We start from the raw sequence: 21,112 nt of genomic DNA on the forward strand, positions 1-21,112 counted from the left end.
CTCTTAGTGATAATCATCTTGAACACATCCTTATTATGCAAGGAAAACGGTAATACGTCCCAGTACCTGCAGTAAGGTATTTTCACAGAAGTCATATATGACCGAACTATGACTGAAAAATCTATGAATTGTTATTTACTTCAAGTATTATGAAACCATCTAGAAGAGGGGTGCATACACATATGACAACTTTCCCGCGTAGTCATTGGGGATACAAGGGGTTGTTTTACACTAGAATGGTCTGGATTGTGCTCCATCTCTTTTTACTAGGATTCGAGTATAAAGTTCATGACTGGAACTGGTACGTTCTTCTGTTGTCCTGTCTGATCGTCGGTGCGGTTCCTCAACTTGTTTGGCTGAAAGCGGCTCGTCCTTGGGTATATCCTGTTACGGAGCTTTTGATGAGTGGTGTCTTTCTCATTTATTGCTCGTATTTAATCGATGATTATTTCTCGTATCTTGCCATTCCGGCCATGTGCGCCGCTGCCAACATACACACTGCAAGACTTCGTATTCCACTGTGGATTTGGTTCTCAGTCATTCCTGCAATAGCGATGACTGTCGTTTTGCCGTTATCGTCATTCCATATAGGTATCATTGAAGGGTTTTTCTTCTTCACACTTGGTTGCGGGATGCGGAAGATGATGGACATTGAATGGAAAATGCAGCAACTGCTTAACGAGAATGAAAGGCAGCGGAAAGTACTTGAACAGCATACGAAGCAGGTGGAAATGATTACGCTTCTAGAAGAGCGCAACCGGCTGTCCCGTGAGTTGCATGATACCGTGGGCCATACGTTAACATCCATCATTATGGGACTTGATGCTGTTTCTTATCTCATCACTGAAGCGCCTGATGAAGCGATTCAGAACATCAATCATCTGAGAATGGTAAGCAGAAACGGACTAGAAGAGGTAAGAAAGCAAATTCATCATATTGCACCTTCAAGGGAAGTGGAGTCACTCTCCGTGCAGCTTAAGCGACTAGCTGGCGAATTTGCTGTAAATACCGCAACTAATATTGAGTTTGAAGCCATGGGACCCGAAGTATCGGTTCCGTTGCCGATAACCATGACGCTTGTAAGGTGCTTGCAGGAATCTTTGACGAATGCCAAACGCCATGGAAGAGCGGAGCATATCCATATTTCCTTTGCAGTCGAGACAGACCGACTCACATTGGCCATTCATGATAATGGTTGCGGCATGGATAAAGTGAAATATGGATTCGGATTATCTGTCATGCAGGAGCGAATAGAAGCGTACCAAGGGGAATTACAGGTCAAATCGAATAAGAACAGCGGCACAATCGTACTTTGCCATTTGCCGCTCAACACCAGAAAGGTGGGTTAAGTCATGATAAAAGTGATAATCGCAGACGATCAGGATTTAATTCGCGGCAGTTTGCGTATTGTATTGCGAGGAGAGAAAGACTTTGAGGTTGTTGGTGTGGCGTCCAACGGTATTGAAGCAATTGAGTTGTGTAAACAGCATCAACCGCATGTTGTATTAATGGATATACATATGCCCGAGATGGACGGTATAGAGGCCACACGTTACATTAAGCAGTATTTGCCTAACACCCGTGTAATTATGCTTACGACATTTCACGATATGGATTACGTTAGAGAGGCACTTGCAGAAGGAGCTGAGGGATACTTGCTCAAGGCCATGCAACCGGAGGATTTAGCTTCGAGTATTCGCGTGGTTCATAATGGTGATATGCTGATCCCACAGGAAATCGCTAAGATCATGGTGTCTGAATGGACAAGCGGTGTGGTTTCACCATTAAAAACGAAAAAGGAAAAAGATAGAAGACCGCACTTCGGTTTGACCGCAAGGGAGTTAGATGTGTTACGTCTGCTTGTTAGCGGAAAGGATAACCGAGAAATCGCACAGGGGCTTTATTTGACCGAGGGGACCGTAAAAAATTATATCTCTGCGATCTACTCCAAGTTGGAAGTATCGGATCGCATCCACGCCGCCTTAAAGGCTCGCGAGGAGAATCTGTTCGAGACTACTTGATATATGGACCGCCCTCATATGATACTCAAGTGACCAAGCAATACTCTCTAGAGCCCAGAGTATCCCGGTTCTTGGATTACGCCCAAGCAGAAATTTCACCTCGTCCTCTAGCAATACCTAAGCACTGTAGGGTTATACGGTTACAAATTTCGCCCTACTTATGGTACGGTTCACCGTATCGTCCAAAAGGCGAAATTCCTCGGGCAACTGCCCTCCGAAATTTCGCCTAACTCACGATACGGCTCACCATATGAATCTTGGTTAAGATTGGTCTGCCATATATTTTTCGAGTTGATCGAAACGAACATGCCCTCAATAAAGCTTCTCTCTTCCTCAGTTGCGTTGATCGGTCCGCTGCACAAGGTCATTGTGGTAATACCGTTATTCTCACTAAAGGTTACCGCATTGCGTATTTCCAGCGGGATCAAATCGCTAAAGGGAGCTCGGACAATATTGCCTGCCTCATCTGAAAAGCTGTTGACCCAGACAATTTTTTCGAAAGCCTGGATTTCCTGATACACAAATTTACCCCACATTTGATTACCATCAAGAGAGATTGCATGTTGTAATGGAAAAACCCGCCCGGACGGAAATCCAATTGCGCGACATTTATTTCAAACCCTTTCGGCCCCCACCATCGCTTCAAATGCTCGGCCTCGGACCAAGCTTTGAATACGAGCTCGCGCGGCGCATTGAGTACACGTGTTATGACTAACTCCTTGCCTTCCGATTTCACGGTCATTTCCATTCCCCCATTTCTCAATGTGTATCACTGATTAAGGTATAGTTGGAATGGAATATTCCCGTCAAGGAATGTATGTGATATAAAACCTCTATTTTTCCAGGCGGGGGAAATCTATTCCGGGATTCGCTTGACGGATTATAGGACATCCGAAGCGGATGTCCTCAGGCATTATTTAATTAATTCCTTTTATCCAACCATTCTTTTTCTAAAATGCTCATTTCCCACAGATTCCAGAATTCGTTGTCAACTTTTCGTGCTTCACGAAGTAATCCTTCTTTTACAAACCCAGCCTTCTCGTAACATGCAATTGCGGAAAGATTAAAATCAAATACACCAAGGCTAACTCTGTGTAATTGTAACTGTCCGAACGCGATATTAAGAACCTCTTGTACCATCTTTTGCCCTATGCCATGTCCTTGCAGGTTTCTTTCCCCAACTAAGACCTTACCTATTCTTCCCGAAAGGTTTATTCGATCAATCGATAGATTGATATGCCCAATAACCTCATCATGTTCTTCATGTATCACCCTATAAATTAGCGTATCACTGTGAATATAATTCTCTAATTGTTGTTCTGTTAAAGGGTAGCTAAACGTTCGCCCTCCCCATTGAAGCATAAATTTCGACGAATCAATCCAATCGATTAGCTGCTTAAAGTCGGTACGTTCGAACTGTTCAAGTTTAATCACAATCATTTTACCTTCCTCAGTGGAATTGACCAGTGACATGTTCATTCGTACCTCGCAGCATCTTCGCAAGCACCACAATCTGCCCCGCATGATATCCATAGTGTGCTGATACCTGTATAAGCAGACGGCCTATTAATCTTGTATCATAAGTTTCCTCGGCATGGGCGTCACTTCGGTGCATTCGGTTCCAATCCTCACGGTCATAGTGAATGGTGACCTCCCGAGACAAATCATCGTTTGATAATTCAGATAAAACATCTTCCGATTCGGATCGGGTTTTCCGAAGAAGGATAATCAGCTCTTCTTTTGATATTCCCCCGTCCGTCGTAAATTCGCGAGTACGCTCCCGAATGAACGGCCTGTTTCCGATAGCGCTCACAAAATTCTGATATTCGTTACCCGCCAAATGCAAGCAGAGATTACCGATGCTGTTCATGGAGTCCTTCATTCTTCTCCAAATTAGTTCATCGTTTAGCTGATTCAAGCTCTTCTCTACTCGGTCAAGCTGCTTATTCATATCTTCCATGACGTGCTTGATCAGTTCAATCAAGAGAATCACTCCAACTTTCAGGTAGTCGCAGATTACCTTCAATGGTTACATGCGCGAATCCTCCAACTTGGATGGCGAAATCCGTCTTCGTCGGCATGATGGTTACATAGAGCGTGCCTGGACGACCCACTGCATCTCCTTGTCCTATAATTAGGTGACTCTTTTCTTTGCTTATTATGTTTTCCAAAACTAGATATCCGGTCAATGCGCCATTTGCCGCCCCCGTCACGGGATCTTCGGGTATGCCAATTGAAGGTGCAAAGTCTCGTGTATAGAGGTCAAACCCTTGCTTTGCGCCGAAGGTAAATAGATGCGTGTTGGTGATGGAATATTTCTGATTAAACAACGCTAATTGATCCATTTTTGGTTTGGCCGCGTCGATTGCTTGATGTGTCTTAATCGGAACGATCAACGTCCAGTTACCTGTATAAGCAAGTTTTATAGGAAAGCGTTCATCCAATTGATTGATATCTATGCCTATCAAGTCAGCAATTTCTAATTTATCATATGGAGCATCTTTTACTTCTGGGGAAATCTGTGTCATAGTCACCTTGCCAATTTGATTTTGGGATTTATCCCAATGCACTGGAATTAGACCTATATTGGTTTCCAAGGTGATCTGATCTGCTTTTTTGCCCCATCCGTACTCATTTGCAAGCAACCAGACGGATGCGATTGTAGCATGTCCGCAGAAATTGATTTCTTCTTGTGGCGTGAAATAACGGACTCGATAGTCTGCATTCGGGTCATTAGCGGGCAACAAAAATGCTGTCTCTGGCAGGTTTAGCTGGTTGGCGATTTTTTGCATTTGAGTTAATGTTAATCTACTAGCATCAGGTACAACTCCAGCGGGATTACCTTCGAACGGAATTTGGGTAAAAGCATCAACATGATATACTCGTATATGGTTCATCGCAACTCTCACCCCTTTTATCTATTGGATACATCATAATGAAGTTCCAATCAATCGTAAAATGAAAATTTACCATACCATGCATGAAGAGTAGTTCATGGAAGTGAGGTGCGAGTATGACTCTTTATCAATTAGAAGTATTTCTGGCTGTCATTCAAACGGGCAGCTTCACCAGAGCAGGAGAGCTTTTGCATACAAGCCAATCGGGCGTAAGCCACAGTATTGCTGATTTGGAAAAAGAATTAGGCATTGTTCTTTTTACGCGCAATCGCAGCCTCATAAAGCTAACGGATGCTGGTGAACAAATATTGCCGCATGCTCGTGAGATCGTGGGCCAGAAAGACAAGATTAATCAAGTTGTAGCAGAGGCAAAGGGTGTTAAGAGCAGGACTCTGCGGATCGGCGCCTTCCCCAGCTTTTCGGGTACATGATTCCACGTATTTTTCAAGCGTTTCGCAGCCGTTATCCTAGTGTAGAACTACGACTCTTCGAAGGAAGCTATGCGGAGGTTGAAGCTTGGATCAAGGGAGGGACCGTTGACCTTGGGTTTCTTGCCAATCCATGTGATGGACTGGATATCATTCCACTTGTTAGTGATCCCTATGTTGCAGTCTTGCCAGCGACTCATCCACTCCGGAAGCATGACGTGATCTCTATCGAGCAGCTTTCGCACGAACCGTTTCTTTCGCTTAAATCTGGATGTGAACGGCTTGTGATGAGGGCGTTTCAAGAGAATGAGCTTAGCCTAAATAAGCTGTTTGAGGTTGCGGAGAATTCTACCATTATCTCCATGGTTGAGGCAGGCATCGGAGTGTCCATCGTACCTTCCATGATATTGCCGGCTATGCCAGCAAATATTGTGGTGAAACCGTTAAAACCTCCTATTGCCCGTGACATAGGATTGGCATTACGCTCACAGGAAACAATCTCTCCTGCTATAGCTGCCTTTATCAAAGAGACGCAAAGTTTGCTTGCATGACATTGGGCACAAAGCAATTCGCCTCACTTGTGATACGGTTCCCCTCGATTAATCCGCATAGCCCGGTAAATCTGCTCGACCAGAATCAGTCGCATAAGCTGATGCGGATACGTTAACCGCCCGAACGAGAGCTTCTTGTCTGCGCGCTTCAGCACCTCGTCGGACAAGCCTAACGAGCCGCCGATGACGAAGGCTACGTTGCTACTGCCGTAGGTGCCGAGCTTGTCGATATGGGAGGCGAGGTCTTCCGATGACCATAATTCGCCGCCGATGGCGAGTGCAATGACATGCGCGTCATCCTTAATAGAAGCTAGAATCCGCTCGCCCTCGCGCTGCTTGACCTGCCGCTCTTCGGCGGCACTAAGCACCTCGGGGGCTTTCTCGTCGGACACTTCCGTGAGCGTCAACTTAATATAAGAGCCGAGACGCTTAGCGTACTCGGCAATGCCTTGAACGAGATATTTCTCCTTGAGCTTGCCTACGGAGACGATCTGGATGTGCATGGATAGGTGCATCCTTCCCTAACAGTGCTTTGCATGCGTTCAGCCGAGATCAAGAATGCTTATAAAATCCTCTAGATCCTTGTCGGCTTTCGATTGATTGCATAGATTGCAGGCGCATACGCAATTGTCCGGCGTCGTATGGCCGCCCTTGGCGCGAGGGAGCATATGGTCAATGGTATCCCCGTATTGCTTGCAAAAATAACACGTATATTCATCCCGCTCCAAAATTAGCCGACGGAACTCCTTGTTACTGTACAATCGGCGAATCGTGTTACGGTTCATGACGACTGCGGCTTGTTCCTTAACTAGCGTCAACGCTAGCTCGGGATCGACTTCCTGGTACCAGCGTCGGCCGTTATCGGTTTTTCCGCGCATGCGAATGAACCCTTGGCGCGTCGGCATCAAGCCGACTTGATTGAGCGATCGCATTAGCATCGGCGTCATGACGGGTCTCACGACAACGACGGGTTTGGCCGCAACCAGTACCGGCGGTTCGGCCACTTCCGTCGTGACCGACTTCTTGGACCGCCGGCGTCGCCTTTTCCGCTTCGGCTTCAGGGCAGCCTCAACCTCGCCGGACTCCTCAACCAATACGCCGCTTATCGCGACGATTTCTTGAGCCGTACTCTCCTCAGCCTCTATTGAAATTGGACTGAAGCCCCGTTGTTCCCGGCACGACTTGCACGCCCCTCGGCGGGACGTTGCTCCGCGGCGCTTGCCGCTTCTTCTCTTGAATTCCGTCAGCGGCCTCATCTGTAAGCAATGGGCGCACGGTTTGGTCGGCAAGCTGTCGCTCTCTATCATTATCGGCAGAACAAGCCGCAGGCTTGTCCCTTTTCACTCCGATCAAATTAAGGTTGTTCCTGTGAGTATACCACGCCTGTTCATCTGGATGCCTCAAATTTACAATGAAAATTGGGATAAGGGAGAGATTAAAAATGCAGCTCGTATCCGTCAGGACAGGGGCTGCATTCGAGGGTGTCTTTTCCAAATGTAGCTTTCACTCTTGCCCCAGTACCTGCTTCACGAGCTTTTTGGGCGCAGCCCTCAAGTACGCTTCCTTAACTAACTCGGACAGCTCGTCCCAATTAGGCCCTACCGCCGTGTCCAACGAAACCCATCCGTGCTGACCAATATACGGCGTTCTCACATACCCGCCTTGCTGCAGCAGCAAGGACTGCGCTTCCTTGTCGGACTTGAGCGAGAGACTAGGCGTACCCTCGTGCTCGCCCATCATAATGAAAGTCTTTCCCCGCACCTTCATGACATTATGCCCGAAGCCGTCGATCACTTCTTCCACCTCAAGCAGCGGACTGCAAATCTTCCGCACGCGCTCCAGCATATCCACACTCTGCTCGGACTTCATCTGCACACCCGCCATGGTCATAGTCAGCCGTTACCTCCTACGATACAGATCCACGCTTTTATAGCCTGCCCCCAAAATTTCCTTCATCTCAGCCCGCCGTTTAGCTCTTGTATCCTCTTGCACGGCACTATATACGTAACGAGCCCAATCCTTGCGATAACCCGGAGTCAACGTTTGATAGAACGCGAGCGCTTCGGGAGCATCCTGCAAGTCTTGTTCCACGCTCGGAATCATAGATACGTAGTCGTCAACGGATTGACTAGGTTTAGAGGAAGCAGCACCGCTCTTTCGTCGCTCGGCTTTGAAGCCGACAACCGTAAAGACGTCGTCAAGCCCGACCATGCGCGCGAAATTCAGGCTGCTTGTCCCGATATATCCTTCATCATCGGCACCTAAACCTTCGAATAAACGATCTCTATGAATATAGGTCGGATAAACTTTGTTTCCCTTCTTGGGATACGCCGCGTACAAATATCCGCCTTCGACCAAAGCGCCGTTGTCGATGACTTTATTAACGAGCGTTTGCAAGGACGCCATATCCAACACAAAAGCGAAGATCATGTCATATCCGCCGTCTGCTAGCTCGGTATCGTAAGTCGTGAGACCAGGCAATAAATCTTCGCCATCTGGCTTATACAATACGGCTGTTCTGTTGTACTTATGCAGGTTCAGCTTCTCAACGATGGATTTGGTCATCATACTGCCCCCAAATAGGAAAATGTCGCCGCGCTCGTCTGCACTGCCGTTCGGATGCCAGCCTTAGCTAATAATATTTTTAACCCGTCCGACTTGTCCGTCCTGCAGCCGCACCTTGATCCCATGCGGATGCTGCGGCGAATTCGTCAGCAGATCCTTCACGATGCCGCGCGTCGTCTTCCCCGTCCGTTGATCCTGCTTCAGCACAATGTCGACCTCAAGCCCCGGCTTAACGTCGGCGCGCAATGTTCCGTTCCCAGCCATCTCTCTATCCGCTCCGCTTCTATGTATGTCTAGTTGCCTTTATCGTACCATAACCTCATTCCATGCCAAAATGCAAAAAGCGGCTCGCACCTCCTGAAACCCAGAGGCAGAGCCGCTTTATTCGTATTATCTACCGCGAGGCGCCCGCTTGTTGGCCGGACGTCCGCCCGCGCCGCGACTGCCGCCGCCGGATCCGCCAGGGCCGCCGCGGAATCCGCCGCTGCCGCCACCTTTCGGTCCGCCGCTCGATGGGCGGCCGAAGCCTACGCGCTCGTCCGACGGCTTGCGCCCTTCGGCTGCGCGCTGCTTAATGCTCGCGCCGCTAGCCCCGCGTCCGCTGCCGCCACGAGCCTCGGGTGCGCCGCGACCTGCACGGCTCTCCCGCGCTTCTGCACCGCCGCCGAACGACTCGCTCGTCCGCGCTCTAGGCGGAGACGCGACGCTCCAGTTCGGATCGCCGCCACCGCGAGGCGGTCTGCCGCCAGCTTTGCCGGCCGCGCCGCTTCTGCCGCGACCCGCTGCGCCTGCGCCGCCGCCATAGCCCTCGCTACGCGAACCGCCGCTACGGCCAGCGCCCGCGCCGTCAAACCCCTCGCTGCGCCCGCCGCTACGACTATCGTCGCGACCGCGCGAGCTGCCCGCGCCGCCGAAGCCGCCGGCTCCGCCGCGAGCCTCGCGCTCCGCGCGGCCTCCACGGCCCGCTTCGCTGCCGCCGAACCCCGCATCGCGCCCGCCGGCACTGCGTGCCTTGGACGCCGCGATGTTACGGCCCTTAGCTTGGCCCGCGCTCTCACCTCTGCCACCGCGACCCGCGCTCTCGCCGCGTCCGCCGCTACGCCCAGCGCCGCTACCGCCCGCGCCACGCCCGCCGCGTCCGGCCGTCGCGAATCCGCCGCGGTCGCCCGCGCCCGCGCGACCGCGTCCCGCTTGCCCGCCTGCGCTGCGACCGCCTGCGTTACGGCCACCGCCGCCTCGGCCAAAACCGCCGCCTACGCGTGAAGTCTCAAGCCCGCCGCCGCCCAGCGATGCGCCTTCCTCGGTTCGGCGCTCCAGCGCCATCTCGATTCCGTCCTCGATGGCCGCCACTTCATGCTTATCTTTACCCACGAACAACGTGATCGCGAGACCTTTCTCCCCCGCGCGTCCCGTCCGTCCGATCCGGTGAATGTAGCTCTCGACGTCCTGCGGCACGTCATAGTTGAACACGTGCGTCACGCCTTCGACGTCAAGCCCGCGAGCCGCCACGTCCGTCGCGACGAGCAATTGCAGCTTCGCATCGCGGAACCGTTTCATTACCTGCTCCCGCTTCGCTTGCGACAAGTCGCCATGCAGCTCGTCCGAGTCATAGCCCAGCTCCTGCAACGCTAGGTTCAGCGTGCTCGCCCGGCGTTTCGTCCGGCAGAAAATAATGCTCAAATAAGGCTGCGTAGCCTCCAGCAAACTTACGAGTGCGTCCTGCTTGCCGCGATCGGTCGTCTCCACCAGCCACTGGCGAATATCTTTGACCGTTACGCGCTCCGCCTTCACGGTGACATGCTCCGGACTACGCAAAATGCGCCCCGCCATTTCGCGGATTTTCGGCGGCATCGTAGCCGAGAACAGCATGACTTGCTTCTTATAAGGCGTCTGACGCAAAATCTCGTCGACTTCCGTCAGGAAGCCCATGTGCAGCATCTGATCGGCCTCGTCGAGCACGAGCATCCGAATATCCGCGAGCGAGATCGTCTCCCTGCGCAAATGATCGAGCAACCGTCCCGGCGTCGCCACGACGATATGGTTGTGCCCTTTGAGCTTATGCAGCTGCGCTTCGACGTCTTGTCCGCCGTACACCGCGAGCACCTTGATTGACCCGTTCGGGTCGAGCAGCTTTTTCACTTCCGCCGTAATCTGAATCGCGAGCTCCCGCGTCGGCGTCAAGATCAAGCCTTGCACGTGCGGCTGATCCACCCGAATTTTATCCAGCATCGGCAGCACGAACGCCAACGTCTTTCCCGTTCCCGTCTGCGCTTGGCTGATTACGTCCTTGTTCTGATACACGATCGGTATCGTCTCTGCCTGTACCGGCGTCGGCTTGGCGATCCCCATGACCTTCAACCGGTCGACAAGACGCTCAGATACGCCTAATTGCGCGAAATCCGTCACTTCATCCACTCCATCCTATATTCCGCACCTGATCGAACTTATCCGATTCATTTTTGCAGTTATCTTCTATCGTACCACATTCCGACCGTATCATGCCGAAAAAACCCGCCGAATCCCGTTTCGGGACCCCAGCGGGCGACGCGCACGTATAAACCCTCGTCCTTCGTCCATCCTAAAAAGTGAGAGGAGGTGAAGAAGATGGCCAAAGACGTACTGTGCGAAGTGAACTCTTGCCGACATTGGGCGCCAGGCAACGCCTGCAACGCATCATCCATCTACGTGGTGAACAATCGCAACAAGCAAGCCTCTCAATCGGAGGAGACGGACTGCAAAACTTTCGAGCCGAAAATGTAGGGTTTTCTGCTTGTGCTTGCAAAGGCATCCTTCGGGGTGCCTTTGTTCGCTCTCTGGAGGGATTTGCTTCCGTTCTTAACCGTAGTGTTACCCACACTGAGAATTATTATCACCATCCCGCAATCCTAATCATGCACAGGGCAATCTTCCGATATATAAGGGATAACCGGTCGGAGGAGGGTCTACTATGTCACATCCATCCATCTTTATATTTACCGGAACGAGCGGTTCGGGTCGCAAGACGATTGCACGCAAAGTCGGGGACGAGCTTAGCTGGACGGCCGTTCGCTCCTGCACGACGCGCGCGCCGAGAAATCCGGCTCAATCGGACGGAGACTATCATTACGTGAGCCGCGAGCAGTTCGACCATTGGGACAACGACGGATTGTTCGCGCAAACCGCGGATATAGACGGCAATCGTTACGGGGTGCTGCGCCGCGAATTGGAAGACGCCCTGGCACGCGGCCAGAGCGTCTATCTCGTGCTGAACCGCGCCGGAGCCGATGCTATTATGAAGCATTACGGCGATCGCGCGGTTCGAATATTCATTTACGTGGACAAAACAACGATGCGCGAGCGGCTCGAAAGCAAAGGCACCTCTTACGAGGTCGTCGAGCACTATCTAGATCACTACTCCGAAGAGGTGACGTACCGCAGTAAGTGCGAGCACGTCTTCGAGAACGTGAACGTTGCCCGAACGGCTGAACTCATCCGAGCAGCGCTAGCACGCTGAACTTACTTCAGCCTGCGCTGCAAATCGGCGATCTCCGCGAACGATTCCGGCAGTTTCTCGCATAAGCGCGTATATACGCCGAGCACCTCGCGGTACACCGCGTTGCTGCGCAGATCCGGCTCCAGCGTCCGCGCTGCCGGGATCCATTCTTTCGCCTCGCGCCAGCTGCCGATATGACCAAGACCCTGCATCGCCAGCACGGCCGCGCCGAGCGCCGAAGCTTCCGTCACCCGCGGGACGACGACCGGCTGACCGAGCATATCGGCCAGCATCTGCCGCCACAGCGGCGACTTCGTAAAACCGCCGGACGCCCGAACTTCGCGCGCCGGACCGGCCAACTCCTTAAGTGCCTCCGTCACCGACAGCACCGCCAACATAACGCCTTCCAATCCCGCCCGCACGAAGTGCTCGCCGCGATGGCCGAGGTTCGCGCCGAAGAACGTGCCGCGAGCCTCCGCATTCCAAATCGGCGCCCGTTCGCCGGACAAGAACGGCAAGAATAGCAATCCGTTCGCTCCCGGGGAGACGCGCGCGGCACCCGCAAATAGTTCTTCGACCGAAGCCGAAGTCGAAGCTACCGAATCCACGGAAGCCGCACCCGCCCCGCTTCCGCCACCCATGCCGCCGAACAGCGATTCCCTTAGCCACTGCAGCACGATGCCCCCGTTGTTCGTCGCCCCGCCGATAACATACGACGGTCCCATGACGCTATAGCAGAACGTCCGCGCATTCGGATCCGTCATCGGACGGCCCGTCATCATCCGCACCGCCGCGCTCGTACCGATTGTCACCGCCAGCTCGCCCGGGTCGATCGCACCTACGCCGATATTCGCCAACGCGCCGTCGCTTCCGCCGAGAAACAGCGGCGTGTCCGCCGATATCCCCATCGCCTCCGCATGCGCGGTTTTCATTCCCTGCAGCCTGAACGTGCCTTCCCGTACCACGGACAGCCGGTCCGCCGTAATGCCCGCCACCCGCAAAGCTTCCGCATCCCAAGTAAGCGAATCGAGCGCAAGCATGCCCGTCGCCGAGGCGATTGACGTGTCGACTACCCACTCGCCGAACAGATGGAACACGACAAATTCCTTGATGGAGACGAACTTCGCCGCCGCCGCGAAAATATTCGGTTGATTTTCCCGTAGCCAGACGATCTTCGGCAACGGAGACATCGGATGAACCGGCGTACCCGTCCGCCGGTAGATCGTCCCGTTGTCCGCGGCAATCCGCCGTGCTTGCAGCTCGCTTCGCCCGTCCGCCCAAGTTATGCAAGGCGTCAGCGCAAGACCGCCGGCGCTAACCGCGATTAGCGAGTGCATGGCGGTGCTGAATCCGATGCCCGCTACATCTTGGCCAGTCAGCCCGCTATCCGCAATGGCGCCTTTTACGCTTGCGAGCACGACGCGAAAAATCTCCTCCGGATCCTGTTCCGCCCATCCCGGCTGCTCGTGCAATAGCGGATAGCCAATGTTACAGCTCCCCAGCATCGCCCCATCCGCGCCAAAAACAACGCTCTTCGTACTCGTTGTACCGATATCGATCCCAACAATAGCTAACGCTGCCGCCATACCTTTTTCACGCTCGATTCCCTATAATAAGTGTATAAGTGTTATATCACATTACGCGAACGAGGTGGAATAGCGATGAACTGGGCTGCCTCCCTTGCCGAAGAGAAAATCCGCGAAGCGCAGCTGCGCGGCGAGTTCGACAACTTGCCCGGCGCCGGCAAGCCGCTTCCCGAAGACGATGAGCTGCGCGGCGTTCCCGAGGAATTGCGCACCGGCTTCAAGCTGCTTAAGGACGCCGGCATGCTTCCCGAGGAGATGCAGCTTCGCAAAGACATGGTTACGCTGCAAGACTTGCTGCTCGTCTGCCGCGACGAACCCGAGAAGCTTACTTTAACGACCCAATTGAACGCCAAGAAGCTCCGATACCGCATGCTCATGGAAGAACGAGGCTGGAGCGGTATTGGTGCCTTCGCCGAATACGAAGAGCAAATCCAGCGCAAGATGACCGAACAATAAGCCGATCAGCCCCATATACACAACAAAGCCGCCCTTCAGTCGTTAAGACTGCCGGGCGGCTTTCTCGTTCAAATGCTATATGAGTTGAGGACTCTACGCCCCGACGCCTACCGCGCCACCCTGTTGTAGCTGATACATCGCGAAGTACTTGCCGCCATGCTGCATAAGCGCGTCATGGTCGCCGCGTTCCACGATTTGTCCGCGGTCGAGCACGAGAATTTGATCCGCCGCGCGAATCGTCGACAACCGGTGCGCGATGACGAACGTCGTGCGTCCCCGCTTCAGCACGTCGAGCGCTTGCTGAATAATCGCCTCGGTCTCGGTATCGATGCTCGCCGTCGCTTCGTCTAGGATAAGGATCGCCGGATCGAACGCCAATGCCCGCGCGAACGAGATGAGCTGCCGTTGACCGGCGGACAGCGTGCTTCCCTTTTCGATGACCGGCTCGTCAAGACCGCCCGGCAATTGCATGAACATGTCGTACGCGCCGACGTCGCGAAGCGCTTGCTCGACGCGTTCCCGCGTAATCGACGGATCGTCCAAGCTGACGTTGGAAGCAATCGTTCCGGTGAATAGGAACGGATCCTGCAATACGATGCCCATGTGCTCGCGAAGCTCCTGCTTCGTCATATCGCGCACGTCCGTCCCGTCCACCGCAATGACGCCCCGCTCCACCTCGTAGAACCGGAACAGCAAGTTAAGAATCGAGCTTTTGCCCGAACCGGTATGACCGACCAGCGCGACCGTCTGCCCCTGCTTCGCTTGGAACGTAATGTTCTTCAGTACGTCCTCGCCCGGCTTGTAACCGAACGTAACTTCCTTGAAGCTGACGTCCCCTTTGTAGCGCGCCATCCGGTTGTCGGACACTTCGATGCCCGGTTCGTCGAGTAGCGTAAACACCCGTTCCGCCGACACCCGCGCCACTTCCAAGTTAGACAGCTGGTTGACGATCCCGACGATCGGCTGGATCATCCGGTTCATGTAGTCGATGAACGCGTAAAGCACTCCGACCGTAAGCGCCGTGCCGAACCAACCACCGGCGAAGCTCCACAGAACCATAATGAAGATCGCGTTCCGGACTACGTTAACCAAGTTGTGGGACGTAATGGAGTTCAAGCTCAGCAGCTTGTTCTGATATTTGAAGTATTCGTCGTTCATCTCGTGGAAGTCCGTCATCGTCTGCTTTTCCTTACGGAAAGCTTGAATGATCGGCATCCCTTGAATCGACTCGTTGATCATGCCGTTTATATCGCTAAGCCGATTGCGGATAACGTGGTTGTACTTCGCCGCGTACTTGCGGTAGACGACGATCCATACGTACAGCATCGGAACGAGCGGCAACGCGATAAGCGCTAGGCGGTAGTCGAGCAAGAATAACGCGCCCAGTATCGCCGTCATATAGATAATGCCGGAGAAGAAGTTCGCGAGCACGGATACGTACAATTCGCGAATCGCCTCGGTGTCATTCGTAACCCGCGAGACGACTTTGCCCGCAGGCAAGTTATCGAAGTATTGCACCGGAAGTCGTTGAATGTGCCGGAAAACATCGTTGCGCATCCTCCGGACGATTCGGTTGGCGGATACTTGAAGCAAGTAGCGCTGTCCGTATGCGAACACGGAGCCTAGGATGAGCAAGCCGACATAGCTAATCGCCAACGTCATAATGCTGCGGAATTCCGGCTTGTAGAAGTTATACACTTCCCCGCGCGTTAACTGATGCGCCGGATAAGTTTGCACCAAGCTCGTTTCCTTGTTAAACGTAACCTTTAGCTGACCCGCTTCGATCCAGCGCGGCCCAGCCGGCAGGTTAGCCGCCTCGACGAAGTAGTAGGATCGTTTGATTTGCAGCACGCGAACTTCGCGGCCTCTCGGTTCCCCGACCTCAAAATGATCCTCACGTTTATACCAGCCGCCATCGTAAGAAACGGCGTACGGCTGCTGTTGCTGGACTTCGTACCAGCTTTTCTCGATGCCCATAATGTTCGTGTCGATCATACGCTTCGCTAGAAAAGGACCGATTAACTCCACGATGACGGCGCACGCCAGGAGGAGCAGCGCGAGCATAATCGAACGTTTGTAATGCCATGCATATGCGAATAATCGTTTGCCGTTGTTGCCCATTGGGGTTGTCACCTTCGTTTCTTCATTAGCCTTCCACGACCGCAGCGAGCTGCTGCCGATCGTATTGCTCTTTGTACCAGCCACCCTCGGCGAGCAGCTGCTCGTGCGTGCCTTGCTCCGAGATCCGGCCTTCGTCCATGACGATAATCCAGTCTGCGTGTTGAACCGCGGATAACCGATGCGTCGTAATGAGCGTCGTTTTGCCTGCGCGTTCGCTGCGAATGCCTTCTAGAATCTCGGCTTCGGTCTTCGCGTCGACGGCGGATAACGCGTCGTCCAGCATGAGAATTTCCGGATCGGCGATGACCGCGCGCGCGATGCTGACCCGCTGCTTCTGTCCGCCGGAGAGCGCGACGCCCTTCTCGCCGACGAGCGTCTCGAGACCGTCCGACAGGAACGTAATATCTTTGCGGAACGATGCCAGCTCGAGCGCGCGGTTGAGACGCGCTTCGTCTTGCGTGCCGTCCTCCACCCCGAAGTATATGTTCTCGCGGATTGTTTTACTGAACAGAATCGGTTGTTGCGGCACGTAACCGATCCAACCGCGCACTTGCTCCAGCCCGACTTCGGATAACTGCACATTGCCTACCTTCACGCTGCCCTGCCCCATCGGATATTCGCGAAGGAGCTGCTTGAGCAGCGTCGTCTTGCCGCTGCCCGTACGCCCGACGATACCGAGCGTCTGCCCGCGGCGAAGCGTCAGCGAAATATCGACGAGGTTATCGATCGGCGAGGAAGGATAACGGAACGATACCGTTTCGAAGACGATAGACTCCGGAACTTCGATCGCAAGCGGCGATTGTCCGTCCATCACGTCTGGCTTTACGCCCAGCGTTTCGTTGATCCGGTCGAGCGAAGCGTTACCCCGCTGCATAATGTTGATAAGCTCGCCGATCGCGAACATCGGCCAGATGAGCATACCGAGGAACATGTTGAACGAGATCATTTCGCCTAGCGTAATTTCGCTGCGGAAGACGAGCACCGCACCGTAGCATAGGCCGATCAAGTAACTCAGTCCGACGAGCAACTTGACCGTCGGCTCGAAGATCGAATCGATTCTGGATACCGCGATATTCCGCGCGTACACTTCGTCCGTCGTTTGGCTGAACCGTTTGCTATCCGCTTCCTCTTGCACGAATGCGCGAACGACGCGCACGCCCGATACCGACTCCAGCACTTGGTCGTTCAAATTGCCGAACGCGTCTTGCTGCTTCATGAACCGGTCGTGAATCTTTTTACCGAAGTACGTCATGCACAGCGCCATGATCGGCAGCGGCAGCAGCGCCGCTAACGTCAGCTTCCAGCTGATCAAGCCCGCCATCACGATTAGAATCGTAAGCATGAACAGCGTCGAATCGATCAGCGTCAGGATGCCGAAGCCCGCCGTCGTGGATACCGCGCCCAAATCGTTCGTCGCGCGGGCCATCAGGTCTCCCGTACGGTTGCGCTCGTAGAACGTCGGAGTCATTTTGAGTAAGTGTCGCATAAGGCGCGAACGCAGCAAACGCTCCAGCACGAAGGCACCGCCGAATAGCTGATAAAGCCAAATATACGTGATACCGTAGCAGACCGCGGTCAATCCGCCCCAGAACCAGAGCACCTCCGCTAGCTTGCCGTTCGTTAACGATCCCTCGTAAATGCCATCGATCGTGTAACCGATCAGCTTCGGAGGAATAACCTCTAGAATGCCTACGATCGTCAATAGCAGAACGGCGACCGTATATCTTTTCCAATGCATGCGGAAAAACCAGCTTAACTTCTTAAGTACGATGAACATCTATGCATAACACCTCTTTCGATGATGAAACAATGAAAAAAAGGCCTACCGCCGTAAGCGATACGCCTCTTTGCAACGAAGGCAGACCTCCCGCCCCGGGTGGACAATCTTAGCGATCGCCCGCGGGAGCTAGCCTTCGGTTGGCAAAAGAAAAGCGCACGATTACGACAAGCGTAACCGTGCGCCTAATCTTGCGCGTCGTCGTGCGAGCCGTTTAAGGCCCGCTTCCGCCGCGTCTAGATCAGATCCGCGAGAAGGTTACGTCCATGCCGAGTGGCTGCTCCTTGATGGAACACCCCTACCGTAACATCGATTTCGTTGCGCATGCCGTAACCCTCCCTTCCGTTCATCAAAGTATATGTGTCACTTTACCACCCGTTCCCTGCGGCTGTCAACGGGGAATGTGAACATTTTATTAAAAAAACCGCCATCCCTAAGGACGGCGGCTTGCGATACGCTCGTATTTCAAACAACCAATATTTCCACCGGATTGCCGCACCATTGGCACTTTTCCGGAGGATGCCATGCGGTGAACGCCGTCGTCTGCAGGTTGACGAGATCCGGCGCGTCTTCGTATTCGTCAACGAATTTGTCGATCGCGAGTTCTACGTGCTCGCGGCATACACAGTACATGCGTTAGTTCCTTTCTGTCCACGTCCGATGCTGTAGCAACGCTGGGTTTCGTTACTCTTCGTCCTCTTTTTCCGCCAGTTGAACGGTCAAAGTCGACTTCTCGCCATCGCGGTAATACGTCACTTCCAACGATTCCCCGATCTTCTTGGACTTATACAAATATTTGCGAAGATCGATCGTGCTCTTGATCGGATGACCATCGAGCGCAACGATCACATCGTTGAACTCTAATCCCGCATCCTTGGCTGGTCCGACTGCTTCCAGCACGATAATGCCGTCTTTCACGTCTTTCGGTACGTTCGGATTCGCCTCGTCGACGCCAAGGTCTCCCTCGTCCGTCTGATCGGCATTCTCCTCGTCTTGAGACGCTGCGTTTTGATTATCCAAGTACAAAGCGAGGTCCATGGAGTAGACGCCGATGTAAGGTCTAGATATCTTGCCCGACTCCAGCAGCGTGCCCAAGATCGGCATCGCATCATCGATCGGAATCGCGAAGCCTATACCCTCGACCCCATATTCCGCGACCTTCATGCTATTGATCCCGACCAGCTTGCCGTTCAGATCGATCAGCGCGCCGCCGCTGTTGCCGGCATTGATCGCCGCGTCGGTCTGAATGACTTCTTGCTCCCAGTCGTAGTTGCCGTCTTGGTTAAGCGATACCGGAATGACCCGATGTGTCGAAGATACGATGCCTTGCGTGAGTGAATCGCCGAACCCGAGCGGGTTGCCGATCGCGATTACCATCTCGCCTACGCGCAGCTTATCGGAATCGCCGATTTCCACGACCGTATCGATTCCTTCGGCATCCACCGACAGTACCGCGAGATCGGTTACGACGTCTTTGCCGACAATCGTCGCGGCCTTACGCTCTCCGTTCACGAGTACGGCTTCCACTTCCGCCGCATCCTGAATGACGTGCGCGTTCGTGATAATGTAGGCTTTATCGTCTTCTTTTTTGAAAATAACGCCCGAGCCGAGACTCGCGTTTTCCGGAATATACTCTTCATCCGTCCAATCGGCGCTGTCGTCTTGCTGCGCCATCGCTTGATTCGTCATGTTGATGATACTGACGACGGCCGGTCTTACTTTCTCCGATGCCGATATAATCCTCTCCGAAGTTTCAACCAGCGTCTGCGTGCCCGTAATCGCGGGTTTGCTGACCGGTTGCTCGTCGTTCCCTCCGCTGAATACCAGGAACAGGACGAGCACGAACACGGAGCTTGCTAACGAAGAAAAGAGAGCGACGCGGAACATCGACCCTTGACGCATGCCGCCGGAAAAACGCGAACCGCGCTTTTCGCCGAATTGGGACCGCCTCGATACTCTTGTGCTGTAAAAGTCATCTTTGAACAAGCTCATGGTCAAGCACCTTCTCTCTCTTGGGGCAAGTTCGGCTCCCCCCGACCGCTCGGACGAACGATTAAATCTATTAGGAATGTTTGCGCAGGTTTTGACTAGAATAGTAATAGAATAGCAGAGCACAAGCAAGGGAAATCTCTCTCATAAACCTATGAAACGAAAGGAAGAATAGCCAATGAACAACGCAGCGTACGGTTGGCACTATCTTGATCTTGCTTCCCAGCTGGCCGATATGAAGGATGACCACTACCGGCAACTGCTGGCGCTTAGCACGCTGATCGAGCTTCTCGTGGAGAAAGGCATTCTTACGCCGGAAGAAATCCGGGAGAAAGCCTCGCTCATGGAAACCGAGCTTGACCGGCAGCTCCTTCTCTAATCTAGTATTCCAATTAGTTAGCGAGTTTAACCGTATCCCACAACGTAGGCCGGTCATAGTAAGTATCGCATAGGACAAGCTCGTGTTTCTGATAAAAAATTCCGTTGTCTTCTAATACGGTATTCACCGTCAGCTTAGCCAAATCCATCTGGTTGTGCTCTTGGCTGAGGTGGCCCAAGTATACCCGCTTCAACCTGCCCGTCAGCAGCTTGCATAACGCGTCGCCGGCCGCCTCATTGGATAGATGCCCCTCGTCGCCGAGGATACGGCGCTTAATGTTCCATGGGTATCTTCCCATGCGAAGCATGTTAACGTCATGGTTCGATTCGAGCACCATCACGTCGGATTCCTGCAGTTGCCGCATAACCTTGTCGCTCACGTAGCCGAGATCGGTCGCCAGGCTCAGCTTCGTCCCGCCCGCATAGAAGCAGTAGCCGACAGGTTCCGCCGCATCGTGCGAAATCGCGTACGACTCGATTCGCAAATCCGCGATTTCCGTCGCGCTGTCGGCAGGCATAATTTTGCGCTGCGCATCCGGCAGTTCGCCGACATGACGTTGCATCGCAGCCCACGTCTTCTCGTTGGCGTAGATTGGCAGCTCGTACTTACGGGCGAACGCACCGAGCCCCTTTATGTGATCGGAATGCTCATGGGTGACGAAGATCGCATCCAGATCGCGTCCAGTAACGTCCCGCTCCTTCATGAGCTCCTCTATTTTTTTGCCGCTAAGTCCGACATCGACAAGCACCGTCGCCGCATCCGTGGATACGACCGTCGCGTTACCCGTCGACCCGCTTGCCAGCACCGTAAACCGAAGTCCCATCGTCCAATTCCTCTCCCCGCGAACGTACCCGATTTCTCCCAAGGCGC

Annotated in this window: 25 protein-coding genes; 8 read left to right on the plus strand and 17 right to left on the minus strand. The window is 53.4% G+C overall.

What is annotated here, in order from left to right:
• Positions 1-182 precede the first annotated feature (182 nt).
• On the plus strand, positions 183-1,349 hold the full coding sequence (locus ACFPQ4_RS08750; protein WP_378111421.1) for a sensor histidine kinase: 1,167 nt from the start codon (positions 183-185) through the stop codon (positions 1,347-1,349).
• A 3-nt stretch (positions 1,350-1,352) separates the two neighbouring features.
• The gene (locus ACFPQ4_RS08755; RefSeq protein WP_378111422.1) at positions 1,353-2,021 is read left to right on the plus strand and encodes a response regulator transcription factor; all 669 of its coding nucleotides are present in this window, start codon (positions 1,353-1,355) and stop codon (positions 2,019-2,021) included.
• Positions 2,022-2,191: 170 nt separating this feature from the next.
• On the opposite strand, the gene ACFPQ4_RS08760 is transcribed toward ACFPQ4_RS08755, so the two are convergent.
• From ACFPQ4_RS08760 to ACFPQ4_RS08780, 5 genes are all read right to left on the minus strand, one after another.
• A complete protein-coding gene (locus tag ACFPQ4_RS08760) occupies positions 2,192-2,542 on the minus strand; it encodes an SRPBCC family protein (RefSeq protein WP_378111423.1) in 351 nt (116 codons plus the stop codon).
• Complete coding sequence (locus ACFPQ4_RS08765; RefSeq protein WP_378111424.1) at positions 2,446-2,769, minus strand: SRPBCC domain-containing protein; 324 nt, start codon at positions 2,767-2,769, stop codon at positions 2,446-2,448. Before ACFPQ4_RS08765 ends, ACFPQ4_RS08760 begins: the two co-directional genes overlap by 97 nt.
• Before the next feature lie 173 nt (positions 2,770-2,942).
• Positions 2,943-3,455, minus strand: a complete 513-nt coding sequence (locus ACFPQ4_RS08770; protein WP_378111494.1) for a GNAT family N-acetyltransferase — start codon at positions 3,453-3,455, stop codon at positions 2,943-2,945.
• A 16-nt stretch (positions 3,456-3,471) separates the two neighbouring features.
• On the minus strand, positions 3,472-4,005 hold the full coding sequence (locus ACFPQ4_RS08775) for a DUF1572 family protein (protein WP_378111425.1): 534 nt from the start codon (positions 4,003-4,005) through the stop codon (positions 3,472-3,474).
• Positions 3,998-4,918, minus strand: a complete 921-nt coding sequence (locus ACFPQ4_RS08780; RefSeq protein WP_378111427.1) for a PhzF family phenazine biosynthesis protein — start codon at positions 4,916-4,918, stop codon at positions 3,998-4,000. The genes ACFPQ4_RS08775 and ACFPQ4_RS08780 overlap by 8 nt, the downstream gene beginning before the upstream one ends.
• A 116-nt stretch (positions 4,919-5,034) precedes the next feature.
• Between ACFPQ4_RS08780 and ACFPQ4_RS08785 the strand changes: the two genes are divergently transcribed.
• Positions 5,035-5,349 (plus strand): LysR family transcriptional regulator, encoded by a 315-nt coding sequence (locus ACFPQ4_RS08785; RefSeq protein ID WP_378111428.1) that lies wholly within the window; start codon positions 5,035-5,037, stop codon positions 5,347-5,349.
• Positions 5,346-5,897 carry a LysR family transcriptional regulator substrate-binding protein gene (locus ACFPQ4_RS08790; protein WP_378111429.1) on the plus strand — a complete coding sequence of 184 codons (552 nt, stop codon included), beginning with the start codon at positions 5,346-5,348 and terminating at the stop codon, positions 5,895-5,897. Before ACFPQ4_RS08785 ends, ACFPQ4_RS08790 begins: the two co-directional genes overlap by 4 nt.
• A gap of 23 nt (positions 5,898-5,920) precedes the next feature.
• Here ACFPQ4_RS08790 and rlmH read toward each other — a convergent pair whose 3' ends face one another.
• The 6 genes from rlmH to ACFPQ4_RS08820 form a co-directional block, all read right to left on the minus strand.
• Entirely contained in the window at positions 5,921-6,400 is a 480-nt protein-coding gene (gene rlmH / locus ACFPQ4_RS08795) for a 23S rRNA (pseudouridine(1915)-N(3))-methyltransferase RlmH (protein WP_378111430.1), read from the minus strand.
• Positions 6,401-6,439: 39 nt separating this feature from the next.
• Complete coding sequence (locus ACFPQ4_RS08800; protein ID WP_378111431.1) at positions 6,440-7,186, minus strand: HNH endonuclease; 747 nt, start codon at positions 7,184-7,186, stop codon at positions 6,440-6,442.
• 214 nt (positions 7,187-7,400) lie between these two features.
• Positions 7,401-7,787, minus strand: coding sequence for an MmcQ/YjbR family DNA-binding protein (locus tag ACFPQ4_RS08805; protein ID WP_378111432.1), 387 nt, complete (start codon positions 7,785-7,787; stop codon positions 7,401-7,403).
• 9 nt (positions 7,788-7,796) lie between these two features.
• A complete protein-coding gene (locus ACFPQ4_RS08810; protein WP_378111433.1) occupies positions 7,797-8,465 on the minus strand; it encodes a YdeI/OmpD-associated family protein in 669 nt (222 codons plus the stop codon).
• A 60-nt stretch (positions 8,466-8,525) separates the two neighbouring features.
• Positions 8,526-8,726, minus strand: a complete 201-nt coding sequence (locus tag ACFPQ4_RS08815; protein WP_378111434.1) for a YwbE family protein — start codon at positions 8,724-8,726, stop codon at positions 8,526-8,528.
• A 126-nt stretch (positions 8,727-8,852) separates the two neighbouring features.
• Positions 8,853-10,868, minus strand: coding sequence for a DEAD/DEAH box helicase (locus ACFPQ4_RS08820; protein WP_378111435.1), 2,016 nt, complete (start codon positions 10,866-10,868; stop codon positions 8,853-8,855).
• Between the two features lie 198 nt (positions 10,869-11,066).
• On the opposite strand from ACFPQ4_RS08820, the gene ACFPQ4_RS08825 reads away from it, so the two are divergent.
• Together ACFPQ4_RS08825 and ACFPQ4_RS08830 are read left to right on the plus strand one after the other, a co-directional pair.
• Positions 11,067-11,222 (plus strand): DUF1540 domain-containing protein, encoded by a 156-nt coding sequence (locus tag ACFPQ4_RS08825; protein ID WP_378111436.1) that lies wholly within the window; start codon positions 11,067-11,069, stop codon positions 11,220-11,222.
• 187 nt (positions 11,223-11,409) lie between these two features.
• Entirely contained in the window at positions 11,410-11,955 is a 546-nt protein-coding gene (locus ACFPQ4_RS08830; RefSeq protein WP_378111437.1) for a guanylate kinase, read from the plus strand.
• Between the two features lie 2 nt (positions 11,956-11,957).
• Here ACFPQ4_RS08830 and ACFPQ4_RS08835 read toward each other — a convergent pair whose 3' ends face one another.
• Positions 11,958-13,520 (minus strand): gluconokinase, encoded by a 1,563-nt coding sequence (locus ACFPQ4_RS08835; protein WP_378111438.1) that lies wholly within the window; start codon positions 13,518-13,520, stop codon positions 11,958-11,960.
• Positions 13,521-13,595: 75 nt separating this feature from the next.
• Between ACFPQ4_RS08835 and ACFPQ4_RS08840 the strand changes: the two genes are divergently transcribed.
• Positions 13,596-13,976, plus strand: a complete 381-nt coding sequence (locus ACFPQ4_RS08840) for a DnaJ family domain-containing protein (RefSeq protein WP_378111439.1) — start codon at positions 13,596-13,598, stop codon at positions 13,974-13,976.
• A gap of 93 nt (positions 13,977-14,069) precedes the next feature.
• On the opposite strand, the gene ACFPQ4_RS08845 is transcribed toward ACFPQ4_RS08840, so the two are convergent.
• The 4 genes from ACFPQ4_RS08845 to ACFPQ4_RS08860 form a co-directional block, all read right to left on the minus strand.
• Entirely contained in the window at positions 14,070-16,097 is a 2,028-nt protein-coding gene (locus ACFPQ4_RS08845; RefSeq protein WP_378111495.1) for an ABC transporter ATP-binding protein, read from the minus strand.
• Between the two features lie 25 nt (positions 16,098-16,122).
• Entirely contained in the window at positions 16,123-17,874 is a 1,752-nt protein-coding gene (locus ACFPQ4_RS08850; protein ID WP_378111440.1) for an ABC transporter ATP-binding protein, read from the minus strand.
• A gap of 465 nt (positions 17,875-18,339) precedes the next feature.
• A complete protein-coding gene (locus ACFPQ4_RS08855; protein ID WP_378111441.1) occupies positions 18,340-18,507 on the minus strand; it encodes a CxxH/CxxC protein in 168 nt (55 codons plus the stop codon).
• A gap of 51 nt (positions 18,508-18,558) precedes the next feature.
• On the minus strand, positions 18,559-19,866 hold the full coding sequence (locus ACFPQ4_RS08860) for a S1C family serine protease (RefSeq protein ID WP_378111442.1): 1,308 nt from the start codon (positions 19,864-19,866) through the stop codon (positions 18,559-18,561).
• 175 nt (positions 19,867-20,041) lie between these two features.
• On the opposite strand from ACFPQ4_RS08860, the gene ACFPQ4_RS08865 reads away from it, so the two are divergent.
• A complete protein-coding gene (locus ACFPQ4_RS08865) occupies positions 20,042-20,242 on the plus strand; it encodes a hypothetical protein (RefSeq protein WP_378111443.1) in 201 nt (66 codons plus the stop codon).
• Positions 20,243-20,255: 13 nt separating this feature from the next.
• Here ACFPQ4_RS08865 and ACFPQ4_RS08870 read toward each other — a convergent pair whose 3' ends face one another.
• On the minus strand, positions 20,256-21,065 hold the full coding sequence (locus ACFPQ4_RS08870) for an MBL fold metallo-hydrolase (protein WP_378111444.1): 810 nt from the start codon (positions 21,063-21,065) through the stop codon (positions 20,256-20,258).
• Positions 21,066-21,112 lie beyond the last annotated feature (47 nt).

Source organism: Cohnella yongneupensis, from assembly GCF_042655785.1.
Lineage (GTDB): Bacteria > Bacillota > Bacilli > Paenibacillales > Paenibacillaceae > Cohnella > Cohnella yongneupensis.

What these genes read in the sequence shown, in the direction of transcription:
- ACFPQ4_RS08790 (WP_378111429.1), top strand. Translation starts at nt 5,346, where the DNA reads ATGATTCCACGTATTTTTCAAGCGTTTCGCAGCCGTTATCCTAGTGTA.
- ACFPQ4_RS08845 (WP_378111495.1), bottom strand. Translation starts at nt 16,097, where the DNA reads ATGGGCAACAACGGCAAACGATTATTCGCATATGCATGGCATTACAAA.
- ACFPQ4_RS08865 (WP_378111443.1), top strand. Translation starts at nt 20,042, where the DNA reads ATGAACAACGCAGCGTACGGTTGGCACTATCTTGATCTTGCTTCCCAG.
- ACFPQ4_RS08840 (WP_378111439.1), top strand. Translation starts at nt 13,596, where the DNA reads ATGAACTGGGCTGCCTCCCTTGCCGAAGAGAAAATCCGCGAAGCGCAG.
- ACFPQ4_RS08810 (WP_378111433.1), bottom strand. Translation starts at nt 8,465, where the DNA reads ATGATGACCAAATCCATCGTTGAGAAGCTGAACCTGCATAAGTACAAC.
- ACFPQ4_RS08805 (WP_378111432.1), bottom strand. Translation starts at nt 7,787, where the DNA reads ATGACCATGGCGGGTGTGCAGATGAAGTCCGAGCAGAGTGTGGATATG.
- ACFPQ4_RS08755 (WP_378111422.1), top strand. Translation starts at nt 1,353, where the DNA reads ATGATAAAAGTGATAATCGCAGACGATCAGGATTTAATTCGCGGCAGT.
- ACFPQ4_RS08815 (WP_378111434.1), bottom strand. Translation starts at nt 8,726, where the DNA reads ATGGCTGGGAACGGAACATTGCGCGCCGACGTTAAGCCGGGGCTTGAG.
- ACFPQ4_RS08860 (WP_378111442.1), bottom strand. Translation starts at nt 19,866, where the DNA reads ATGAGCTTGTTCAAAGATGACTTTTACAGCACAAGAGTATCGAGGCGG.
- ACFPQ4_RS08765 (WP_378111424.1), bottom strand. Translation starts at nt 2,769, where the DNA reads ATGGAAATGACCGTGAAATCGGAAGGCAAGGAGTTAGTCATAACACGT.
- ACFPQ4_RS08830 (WP_378111437.1), top strand. Translation starts at nt 11,410, where the DNA reads ATGTCACATCCATCCATCTTTATATTTACCGGAACGAGCGGTTCGGGT.
- ACFPQ4_RS08780 (WP_378111427.1), bottom strand. Translation starts at nt 4,918, where the DNA reads ATGAACCATATACGAGTATATCATGTTGATGCTTTTACCCAAATTCCG.
- ACFPQ4_RS08750 (WP_378111421.1), top strand. Translation starts at nt 183, where the DNA reads ATGACAACTTTCCCGCGTAGTCATTGGGGATACAAGGGGTTGTTTTAC.
- ACFPQ4_RS08855 (WP_378111441.1), bottom strand. Translation starts at nt 18,507, where the DNA reads ATGTACTGTGTATGCCGCGAGCACGTAGAACTCGCGATCGACAAATTC.
- ACFPQ4_RS08870 (WP_378111444.1), bottom strand. Translation starts at nt 21,065, where the DNA reads ATGGGACTTCGGTTTACGGTGCTGGCAAGCGGGTCGACGGGTAACGCG.
- ACFPQ4_RS08835 (WP_378111438.1), bottom strand. Translation starts at nt 13,520, where the DNA reads ATGGCGGCAGCGTTAGCTATTGTTGGGATCGATATCGGTACAACGAGT.
- ACFPQ4_RS08825 (WP_378111436.1), top strand. Translation starts at nt 11,067, where the DNA reads ATGGCCAAAGACGTACTGTGCGAAGTGAACTCTTGCCGACATTGGGCG.
- rlmH (WP_378111430.1), bottom strand. Translation starts at nt 6,400, where the DNA reads ATGCACATCCAGATCGTCTCCGTAGGCAAGCTCAAGGAGAAATATCTC.
- ACFPQ4_RS08785 (WP_378111428.1), top strand. Translation starts at nt 5,035, where the DNA reads ATGACTCTTTATCAATTAGAAGTATTTCTGGCTGTCATTCAAACGGGC.
- ACFPQ4_RS08850 (WP_378111440.1), bottom strand. Translation starts at nt 17,874, where the DNA reads ATGTTCATCGTACTTAAGAAGTTAAGCTGGTTTTTCCGCATGCATTGG.